1 pseudogene is annotated in these 246 nt (G+C 70.7%); it reads right to left on the bottom strand.

What is annotated here, in order from left to right:
* Positions 1-246, bottom strand: a pseudogene (locus tag ACQG3P_RS21660) (hypothetical protein); the annotation flags it as partial.

The raw sequence follows: 246 nt of genomic DNA, 5'->3' as shown, positions 1-246 counted from the left end.
CTGCTGCAGGTCGGGCGCGCACGTGGCCGCCGGCGTGCCGGTCTGGTCCCATGCCGCGTCCCGGTTGCCGGTCTGCCACACGCCATCGTCACGGCGGCGCGGCTTGGCCGACATGCGGCACTTCATCGCCGGGCCACCTTCGGACCAGGTGCGGCCGCCGCTGAAGGTCGCCTTCCACAGCGGGCTGTTGTCCCAGTCGACGCTCAGGTCGGCGGTCTGCGACAGAGCCTTTTCGCGGCTGTATTA

This window comes from Stenotrophomonas sp. SrG (assembly GCF_050031795.1).
Lineage (GTDB): Bacteria > Pseudomonadota > Gammaproteobacteria > Xanthomonadales > Xanthomonadaceae > Stenotrophomonas > Stenotrophomonas rhizophila_A.
This window is presented reverse-complemented; position numbering and strand designations above follow the sequence as displayed.